At 62.1% G+C, this 9,678-nt stretch carries 10 protein-coding genes; 7 read left to right on the top strand and 3 right to left on the bottom strand.

Going from position 1 to position 9,678, the window contains the following annotated elements:
* Positions 1–162 precede the first annotated feature (162 nt).
* The gene (locus BLS48_RS25720; protein WP_091583913.1) at positions 163–765 is read right to left on the bottom strand and encodes a sulfotransferase family protein; all 603 of its coding nucleotides are present in this window, start codon (positions 763–765) and stop codon (positions 163–165) included.
* Between the two features lie 364 nt (positions 766–1,129).
* A complete protein-coding gene (locus tag BLS48_RS25715; RefSeq protein WP_091583910.1) occupies positions 1,130–1,807 on the bottom strand; it encodes an MIP family channel protein in 678 nt (225 codons plus the stop codon).
* Positions 1,808–2,131: 324 nt separating this feature from the next.
* On the opposite strand from BLS48_RS25715, the gene BLS48_RS25710 reads away from it, so the two are divergent.
* From BLS48_RS25710 to BLS48_RS25695, 4 genes are all read left to right on the top strand, one after another.
* A complete protein-coding gene (locus BLS48_RS25710) occupies positions 2,132–3,421 on the top strand; it encodes an RsmB/NOP family class I SAM-dependent RNA methyltransferase (RefSeq protein WP_091583907.1) in 1,290 nt (429 codons plus the stop codon).
* A gap of 73 nt (positions 3,422–3,494) precedes the next feature.
* Positions 3,495–3,947 carry a TspO/MBR family protein gene (locus BLS48_RS25705; RefSeq protein ID WP_091583905.1) on the top strand — a complete coding sequence of 151 codons (453 nt, stop codon included), beginning with the start codon at positions 3,495–3,497 and terminating at the stop codon, positions 3,945–3,947.
* Between the two features lie 97 nt (positions 3,948–4,044).
* Entirely contained in the window at positions 4,045–4,503 is a 459-nt protein-coding gene (locus tag BLS48_RS25700; protein ID WP_091583902.1) for a PaaI family thioesterase, read from the top strand.
* A 152-nt stretch (positions 4,504–4,655) separates the two neighbouring features.
* Positions 4,656–5,294 (top strand): 5'-methylthioadenosine/S-adenosylhomocysteine nucleosidase, encoded by a 639-nt coding sequence (locus tag BLS48_RS25695; protein WP_091583899.1) that lies wholly within the window; start codon positions 4,656–4,658, stop codon positions 5,292–5,294.
* A 12-nt stretch (positions 5,295–5,306) separates the two neighbouring features.
* Here BLS48_RS25695 and BLS48_RS25690 read toward each other — a convergent pair whose 3' ends face one another.
* Positions 5,307–5,624, bottom strand: coding sequence for a hypothetical protein (locus tag BLS48_RS25690; RefSeq protein ID WP_091583897.1), 318 nt, complete (start codon positions 5,622–5,624; stop codon positions 5,307–5,309).
* Positions 5,625–5,708: 84 nt separating this feature from the next.
* Here BLS48_RS25690 and BLS48_RS25685 point away from each other — a divergent pair, with 84 nt between their 5' ends.
* The 3 genes from BLS48_RS25685 (at position 5,709) to BLS48_RS25675 (ending at position 9,040) form a co-directional block, all read left to right on the top strand.
* Positions 5,709–6,212, top strand: coding sequence for a MarR family winged helix-turn-helix transcriptional regulator (locus BLS48_RS25685; protein WP_091583894.1), 504 nt, complete (start codon positions 5,709–5,711; stop codon positions 6,210–6,212).
* Between the two features lie 55 nt (positions 6,213–6,267).
* On the top strand, positions 6,268–7,830 hold the full coding sequence (gene guaA, locus BLS48_RS25680) for a glutamine-hydrolyzing GMP synthase (RefSeq protein ID WP_091583892.1): 1,563 nt from the start codon (positions 6,268–6,270) through the stop codon (positions 7,828–7,830).
* 439 nt (positions 7,831–8,269) lie between these two features.
* Entirely contained in the window at positions 8,270–9,040 is a 771-nt protein-coding gene (locus BLS48_RS25675; RefSeq protein ID WP_091583889.1) for a tyrosine-type recombinase/integrase, read from the top strand.
* Positions 9,041–9,678: the final 638 nt, after the last annotated feature.

Genomic DNA, 9,678 nt, shown 5'->3' with positions numbered 1-9,678 from the left:
CCGTCGGTTCGCCCATCATCGACTCAATCTCCTTGGCCAAGGAGATTGAATCCGTGCTTCAGAGCTGCTTCAAGCCTGAGTTTTTCAACACAATCCGCCAAGTCCGGTTCCTGAGCGTTGTCGCGGATATCGCCGTGACCTGACCCATTGCAGACAGCCAGACTAGTTCTGTGCAAGAGCCGACTGAAAGTCCTTGGTATTGTTGCGATTGGGATACGGCTGGTCCGGTACGGGCACGCCAAGATGCAGGCAGAGCGGCTCCCACCCGTCGCCCAGATTGTGGACCAGAAGCCGACCCGGCGGCACTGTCGCAATGACCGCCCTTACATTGGCTTCGTATACGGCCATGGCATTGGCGCGATCGTGCGGCCGGCTGTCGAAGACTTGCCTGGAGATCAAGGCAAGACCCAGCGATTCCTGATCCGTGCTCTGGCTGATGCCCTGCAGGATCGTCTTCTCGAAGCTTTCCCACCAGCTTTCCGGCGATCGGTATGTCAGGATAACCCGGGCGTCCGGATAGAACTCAATCAGGTCACGCCAATAATGCGCCGAAGGCCAGTCGATGCAGGACGCGTAGCCCGCAAACAGCTGGTTCCAGTCTGGTGCCGCGCCCTTCGCCAGCGCACGCCAAAGCCGCTTCTGGTGTTCATTGGCCATGACTTCGAACATGTGGTGACAGGGGCCGAAACCCAGGATCGTCAGCGCCTCGCGCATCGAATCCGTTCCTGTTCGGCCAAAGCCCGTTCCGATTACCCTTATCGCCATTGTCCCCCCCTGGTTCAGGCCCACAGCCGTGATATCAGTAGCTTGCGAGCATCATCCTTGGCGATAAGCCAAATACCGCCGCCAGCCACGTTGCCGTAAGGGGCGGCAGCTCTGGAATATTAGCTGCGAAAGATGTGCCTGTCTTGCGCATAGTTCGGTCGGCTGTTCCGGGCGCACCCGCGACCCTCAAACGGGGCCGCCGGTAATGTCCGGTTCGGCAAAAGCGTCGTCAGCAGGTGGCGTAGCTTGCCATCGCGGCAGACGGCCAGTTTCTATTCGCGTGAGCCAACGGCAATTCTCGTATCCACCAAAGAAAAAGGGCGCGGGTTTGGCCCGCGCCTTTCCACGGTCAGCCTTCCGAAGCTCAGTCCTTTTCGAACACACGTGCCTTGGCGACGACACCGGCGATGGCGCCGCCGATCAACGGGGCAACGATGAACAGCCAGAGCTGGCTGATCGCGGCCCCTCCGGAAAACAGAGCCGGGCCGATCGACCGCGCCGGATTGACCGATGTGCCGGTCACCGGGATCATGGCGAAGTGAATTCCAGCCAGCGTCAGGCCGATCACCAGTCCGGCAAACGCCGTCGCGTGCTTTTCAGCCGTGACGCCGAGGATCACGGTGACGAAGGTGAAGGTGCCGATCAGTTCCCACAGGAACGCCGAGCTGACACCCCATTTCGTGTCGTCCCAGCCATTGGCGCCGAAGCCGCCGGTGTGTCCGCCAGCCTGGCCGGAGACGATGATCCACAGTGCCAGCGAGGCGAGGATGGCGCCGATGATCTGCGCGATCCAGTAGGGGATGACGTCCTTGGCCGGCAGTCGGCCGGCGAGGAAGACACCGAGCGTCACCGCCGGGTTGAGATGCGCACCCGAGATGGGACCGATCGCATAGGCCGCCGCGATGAGGCCGATGCCGAACGCCAGACCGATGCCTTCCTGGCCAAGCGGCAGCGCTCCACCGAAGCCGCCCGTCACCACAGAAGCCGTACCGATGAACACCAACAGAAATGTGCCTAGAACTTCCGCCAGATAAGTCTTCATTGCCCTCTCCTCGTATCGATCCGCTAGCCTGCTTTTTCGCACCGCGAATCATGTCGGCAAGAGTATTCCCAACGGAAAAACTTGGAAAGCAGAGCGGTTGCGCCACAAGCCGTGCTTGCAGTCGCCAGTTGCGAACATTAGAACATTAGAGAACTGTCATCTGTTGATCGATCTGCTGTTACCAGTCACGGATATTTACTGGTCGCGTCGATTCGCTGACCTCGGTCAGGATTGCGGTCGTGGGACGGAAGCGGGGTTCAATCCAGGCGCGAAAGGCTCTAAGAGCAGGCCGAGAGATATGTGCTCGATTTGATGGAATGACGGATGCGACTGGGCGGACGGCTGGCTGCGGCGATTGAAGTGCTGGAGGACATTGGCCGGCGCCACCGGCCGGTGGCCGACGCGCTGAAGGACTGGGGCCTGTCGCATCGCTTCGCCGGCGGCGGTGATCGCGCGGCGATCGGCAACATCGTCTATGACGCGTTGCGCCACAAGCGTTCCGCCGGCTGGCTGCTGGGCGAGGACACGCCGCGCGCCATCGGCTTCGGCGCGCTGTTGCTCGAATGGGGCCAGACGGCGCAGTCCCTGAACGATGCGCTTGAAGGCGACAAGTTCGCGCCGCCGCTTCTGACAGCGGCTGAACTTCTGGCAATCGCCGGGCGCCGGCTTGCCGATGCGCCGGACGCGGTGCGCGCGGATGTTCCCGACTGGTGCGCGCCGCTTTTCGAGCAAGCCTTCGGCGCCAGCTGGGTCGACGAGGGTGCGGCGCTGGCGACACGCCCGCCGCTCGACCTCAGGGTCAACACACTGCAGGCCAATCGCGACAAGGTGCTGGCGGAACTGTCGGGAACCGGTGCGAAACCTGCCGCCATCGCGCCGCACGGCATCCGCATCCCGCCGATCGATGGTGACGGCAGGCACCCGAACGTGCAGGCCGAGCCGGCTTTCCAGAAAGGCTGGTTCGAGGTCCAGGACGAAGGCTCGCAGGTGGCGGCCGCCCTTGCCGGCGCCGAGGCCGGCATGCAGGTGCTCGATTTCTGCGCCGGCGCCGGCGGCAAGACGCTGGCCTTGTCGGCTGCGATGGACAATCGCGGCCAGATCTTTGCCCACGATGCCGAAAAGGCACGGCTGGCGCCGATCTTCGACCGCATCCGCCGTTCGGAAAACCGCAATGTGCAGGTGGTCACCAAGCCTTCGGAGCTCGCGCCGCTCTCCAACCACATGGACATCGTTCTCGTCGACGCGCCTTGCACCGGCAGTGGCACCTGGCGGCGCCGTCCCGACGCTAAATGGCGGCTGACGCAAAGACAGCTCGATGCCCGCAAGGGCGAACAGTCGGCGATCCTCGATGCGGCAAAAGCCTATGTCAAACCCGGCGGCCTGCTGGTCTACATCACCTGCTCGGTATTCGACGAGGAGAATGTTGGACAGATCGCGGCGTTCCGGGAGCGCAACAGCGGCTTCGTGCCGGTCGATCACCGCAAGCTCTGGGACAGCCGTTTTCCGGGCCATGACGCGGCGGTGCGCATCGGCGCCGCCGGCGACATCTCGCTGTCGCCGGCGCTGAGCGGCACGGACGGGTTTTATTTCTGTGCCATGCGCCGGGCGAACTGACGCTGCCGTTGACAGGTGGCGATAGCGCCCCAGTTGCAGATGCGCGCCTCATGCCGCCATCGGGGGGAAATCCTTGCAAAGATATCTGACGCTTCTGCTCTTCCTCATCCTGGTGCTGGGTGGAGGCCTGCTGATCGGCTACGCAACGCTGCCGGGCGCCTGGTATGCATCACTGGCAAAGCCGCCGTTCAATCCGCCCAACTGGATCTTCGGGCCTGCCTGGACGCTGCTCTATGTACTGATCGCCGTGGCGGGCTGGCGGACATGGCTGCGGCAGCCGACAGGAACCGCTATGAAGATCTGGGGCGTCCAGCTGATGCTGAATTTTCTATGGTCGCCAACCTTCTTCGGCGCCAGGCTGATTGGTCCTGCCCTGGTCGTCATTGTGTTTCTTCTCGCCAGCATCGTGCTGTTCATTGCCAGGGTCTGGAACCGCGACCGGCTTTCCGGCTGGCTGTTCGCGCCATATGCGGCATGGGTGGCATTCGCCACTTTGCTCAACGCATCGCTTCTCTGGTTGAACTAGCACCTCCGGGATTGCTTTTGTTGCAGTGCAGCAAAAGCATTTGCCTGCCGCCCGTGCCTCTGCAATAAGCTTATCCGCATAAAGGAAGGCAACGGCCATGGCAGCAAAGATCGTACCCGCCCCGGACTATGAAGACCGCGTCAGGACATCCTTCGCGCGCCAGAAGGCAATGGCGACGATCGGCGCCGAGCTGACCCTGGTGACGCCCGGCATCATCGAGATCGAGATGCCCTATTCGGCGGCACTGACCCAGCAGCACGGCTTCCTCCACGCCGGCGTCATCTCGACGGCGCTGGACTCTGCCTGCGGCTATGCCGCCTTCTCGCTGATGCCGGAAAGCTCCAGCGTGCTGACCATCGAGTTCAAGGTCAATCTCCTGGCACCGGGCAGGGGCGAGCGCTTCCTGTTCCGCGGCTCGGTGACCAAACCCGGTCGTACCATCATCGTTGCCGACGGCCAGGCCTATGCCTTCGCCACCGATGGCGAGGCGAAGCTGATCGCCACCATGACCGGCACGATGATGACAGTGGTCGGGCGTGATGGCATCGAAGGGTGAGAGCCCGGTTCGCGTGGCGGACGAAAGGCCCCTGAATGGGCTTTTCGAGCGACGAACGCCCGGAGCTATAGCGGAGGGCCGGAGGCCGGTGAGGGCACATCCCCTTTCTTACCTTCCGGCGCAGGGTTTGGCGCCACCAGGAGCAGATCGTCGTGACCGGCAAGCTGACTAATCTATCGGGCAAGGACATCCTCTTCGTCATGGCGGCGCAGGCTGAATACGGCCCGCACCTCAAGCGGCTGTTCATGCCACTGATGACGGGCGTCGGGCCAGTCGAGGCCGGCGTTAGGCTGGGCGCCGAACTCTCCTGGCTGAAATCGCAGAAGACCCTGCCGGACCTCGTCGTATCGCTCGGCTCGGCCGGCAGCCGGACGCTGGAGCAGACGGAAATCTACCAGGCCATCTCGGTCGGTTATCGCGACATCGACGCCTCGCCGCTCGGTTTCGAGAAGGGCGCGACGCCCTTCCTCGACCTGCCGGTGACGGTGCCGCTGCCCTTACGCATTCCAGGCATACGGGAGGCCACGCTGTCGACCGGAGGCGCGATCATCACCGGCACCGCCTATGACGCAATCGCGGCTGACATGGTCGACATGGAGACCTTCGCCTGCTTGCGCGCCTGCCAGTGGTTCGACATCCCGCTGATCGGGCTGCGCGGCATTTCCGATGGTGCCGCCGACCTGCGGCATGTCAACGACTGGACCGAATATCTGCACGTCATCGACGAGAAACTTGCCGGGGCGGTCGGGCTGCTGGAACAGGCGATCGGCGATGGCCTGCTGGGCGCCTGACCGCAAATCGGATCACGCGGCCAAGCGCGCGGGATCGCCGAAATCGATGCGCGAAATGCGCCCGCGCACGGCGCCGTTCGCGTCGACATAGTTGATTGCTCCCGACGAATGATCGAGTTTCCACGAGCCGGTGGGGCCGTCCTTCCATTCGACCTTGTAGCCGTCGTCGAGCAGCGTCCAAAGTCCATGGAAAAGGGTACCATCCGGCAGCAGCATATGCGCCCGGTTCTCGTCTTCGTAGTGGATGAAGGCATCCTTGCCGCCCATGTCGATGACATGCGTGGTGCCCATCATGATAACTGCCAGCGTATTCCTGTCGAGAATTGTCATGGTCTCTGTCCGCGTGCTTGAGTTGGAAAGGCCTCGACGGGTCGAATATCGTCAAGTATCTTGACTATATGGAGTCTGGATAAAATGGTCAAGGAGCTTGACGAAAAAACCGAGGAATTGCCGGATCACGTCGGCTGGCGGCTATGGCAGGCAAGCCGTGCCTGGCAGGCCGAATTCGCCGCCGCGATGCGTGCCGCCGGTCATGGCTGGTTCACTGAAGCGCGCGCCGGACTGCTCGGACATATCGAAAGGAGCGGCATTCGCCAGTCGGCCTTGATCGAACGCTCGGCAATCTCCAAGCAGGCGATCCAGCAACTGCTCGACGGCCTCGAGGCGGAAGGCATCGTCGAGCGCCTGCCCGATCCGCAAGATGGTCGCGGCAAGCTGGTGCGCTATACGCGCAAGGGGCTGGCCGCCCTGCGTGATGGCGATCGGGTCAAGATGGAGATTGAACGGCGCTATGTCGATCGCATTGGCGAGGAGCGGTTCACGGCGCTGATGGGCGCTTTGCGGGCGCTTGCGGCTGGAAAGGTTGCGGCAATGGATGAAGACGCTGGCGTTGCAGGTGAAGTCGTGGAATCGAAGTGACAGCAAGGGCTCGCAACCCATTGCGCCGACTCATTTCTTTCTCTAAACGCTCGCCATGAAAACAGCCAATCATCCCGACACCGTCCTGATTGTCGATTTCGGCAGCCAGTTTACCCAGCTCATCGCCCGCCGCATCCGCGAGGCGGGTGTTTTTTCCGAGATCGTGCCGTTCCAGTCGGCCGAAGCGGCGTTCAAACGCATCAATCCCAAGGCCGTCATCCTGTCGGGCGGTCCCGCCTCGACGTCGGATATCGGCAGCCCGCGCGCGCCGCAGATCGTCTTCGACGCCGGAGTGCCGGTGCTCGGCATCTGCTATGGCCAGATGGCCATGTGCGTGCAGATGGGTGGTGTCGCCGAAAGCTCGGACCATCGCGAGTTCGGCCGCGCTTTCGTCGAGATCGAGAAGGACAGTCCTCTGTTCGAGGGCCTCTGGGCGACCGGCCAGCGCCACCAGGTATGGATGAGCCACGGCGATCGCGTCATCTCCCTGCCCAAGGGATTCGAAGTGTTCGGCAAGTCGGAAGGCTCGCCCTTCGCCATCTTCGGCAATATCGAGCGCAAGATGTACGGCATCATGTTCCACCCCGAGGTGGTGCACACGCCCGATGGCGCCCGGCTGCTGCGCAACTTCGTCCACAACATCGCCGGCATCGAGGGCGACTGGACGATGCGCGCTTACCGCGAGCACGCGGTCGAGGCGATCCGCAAGCAGGTCGGCAAGGGCAAGGTCATCTGCGCGCTTTCGGGTGGGGTGGACTCGTCGGTCGCCGCGCTTCTGATCCATGAAGCGGTCGGCGACCAGCTCACCTGCATCCTCGTCGACCACGGGCTGATGCGCAAGGACGAGGCCGCGGGTGTGGTGGCGATGTTCCGCCAGCACTACAATCTGCCGCTGATCTTGGTCGATGCCTCCGACAAATTCATCTCGGCGCTGGAAGGCGAGGCCGACCCGGAGAAGAAGCGCAAGACCATCGGCCGGCTGTTCATCGAGGTGTTCGAGGAAGAGGCGAAGAAACTTGGCGGCGCGGACTTCCTGGCGCAAGGCACGCTCTATCCCGACGTCATCGAAAGCGTCTCCTTCACCGGTGGTCCATCGGTCACGATCAAGTCGCACCATAATGTCGGGGGCCTGCCCGCGCGCATGAACATGCAGCTTGTCGAGCCGCTGCGCGAACTGTTCAAGGACGAGGTGAGGGCGCTCGGCAAGGAGCTCGGCCTGCCCGAAAGCTTCATCGGCCGCCATCCGTTCCCCGGTCCCGGTCTCGCCATCCGCTGCCCGGGCGGCATCACCCGCGAAAAGCTGGAGATCCTGCGCGAGGCCGACGCCATCTACCTCGACGAAATTCGCAAGGCTGGTCTCTACGACGCCATCTGGCAGGCCTTCGCCGTGCTGTTGCCGGTGCAGACTGTCGGCGTCATGGGCGATGGCCGCACCTATGAATTTGTCTGCGCGCTGCGCGCCGTCACCTCGGTCGACGGCATGACGGCGGATTTCTACCACTACGACATGGCCTTCCTGGGCGCGGCTGCCACCCGCATCATCAACGAAGTGCGCGGCATCAACCGCGTCGTCTACGACGTCACCTCGAAGCCACCCGGCACCATCGAGTGGGAATGATTCAGGCCTCCCCAAATGCCGCCGAAAATACGCCGATATACGACGTAACCATATGAAAACAAAAATAAATTGTTTTAGGGACAGTCAGCAACTATCGGCAGGCAGAAATTGGCGGTGGCAGACCTCCTGACGGGCCTCCGGCATATTGCCCGCTTCCGATTTTTCAAAGTACCGTCACGACCAACGAGGCTCATGACGGTACTTTTTTTGCATTAAAGGATTGAAAATATACGAGATTTCCTGCCGAGCGGCCTCAAGATTGTCTGACGGTACTTTTTAGGAGGCAGCAGCAATGTTGACCGATGCTGCCCTTAAGGCGCTGAAGCCAAAACAGAAAATCTACAAACTCGCAGACCGTGACGGCATGTATGTTCGCGTCATGCCGAGTGACGCGATCTCGTTTCGATCATGGAGTTCCCTTCAACGAGAGGAACTTGCCATGGCTACCTTGTCGACCGACGCTCCAATCACGCCACTTCGCCAGCGCATGCAGCAAGACATGCTGATGCGGGGCCTGGGACCGCATACTCAGCAGGACTACGTTCGTCATGTCCGGCGCTTCGCCGCGTTCCTTGGGCGCGCTCCCGACACCGCGACGATCGAGGACATCCGGCGGTTCCAGCTGTGCCAACATGAGAACGGCATAGGCCCCTCCACGATCAACGGCGCGGCCTCGGCGCTGCGCTTCCTGTTCACGGTGACGCTGAAGCGGCGGGATCTGGTGCGCGCGCTGGTGGTCGCCCGGTATCCGCGCAAGCTGCCCGAGGTGCTGAGTGTGGAGGAAGCGGCGCGGCTGCTCGAAGCGGCGCCAGGCATCAAGTACAAGGCCGCGCTCGGTGTCGCCTATGGCGCTGGTCTGCGCGTGTCCGAGGTCGCGCACCTCAAGGTCGACGACATCGACTCCACACGCATGCTGATCCGCGTCGAACAGGGCAAGGGACGCAGGGACCGCAACGCCATGCTATCGCCGCAACTGCTGGAACTGCTGCGGCTATGGTGGCGCGAAGGCAAGCGGCGCGGAATCATGCTTCCGCATGGCTGGCTGTTCCCGGGGCGCAGTTGCATCGCGCCGATCTCGTCGCGGCAACTGCATCGCGCGGTCCAGGAAGCAGCCGAAGTCGCCGGCATCCGCAAGCGCGTCAGCCCGCACACGCTACGCCACAGCACCTGCGGCCTCATCGTTTCTACGCGTCGGTTCACGAAGATGTAGCGGAAGTTCTTGGGTGGCTCGTATCCGATTAGTTCATAGGCTTTGACGATGGTTCCAAAACGCGACATGTAGCGTGTGGACGGCGGGCAGTCGGGTGCGGCGTCGATAATGAAAGACGACAAGGCGCCGCGACGGGCCAGAAGCGCCTTAAGGGCGGCCAGCATCTCGTCGTCGGTGAGGTGGCGATAGATAGTCTTAAGCACAGCTTGCGGTCGACGATCGGCTCCAGGACGTTTTCCACCCGCACTCACTGTTCCGGGGGATTGCGGACTTGATGGCTTTTGAGCCTGGTCGAATGCTTGTTCCAGACACTGTTGCCAATGTAGTTTTCGTTGGTCAGCACCGAGTGCACGGATTTCCCGCCTCCACGGGCGCCCCAGGTCGGTTAGCACTCCGCGCTTGTTGAGTAATATTGCCATGACAAGCTCTGTCTTCCGTGTTTTGACAAAGTGGCCGAAAATCCATCTGACTGTAGCAAGCTCGTCAGGCGGTCCAAGCCCCAGAATTATTCGGTCCGTCTGCAGGCTCTTGTATTCGGTCAGGTCGAACGGATGAACCGAAGACTACCGTCCGGCGATATACTACGAGACCAGCCGCCAACTCGAAAATCACCTTGCCGCCCTTCATAGGTTCTCCGG

The sequence above is a fragment of the Mesorhizobium qingshengii genome, from assembly GCF_900103325.1.
In the GTDB taxonomy this organism is placed as follows: Bacteria; Pseudomonadota; Alphaproteobacteria; order Rhizobiales; family Rhizobiaceae; genus Mesorhizobium; species Mesorhizobium qingshengii.
Note: the sequence above shows the minus strand (reverse complement) of the source record. Positions and strands in the feature narration are given on the sequence as shown.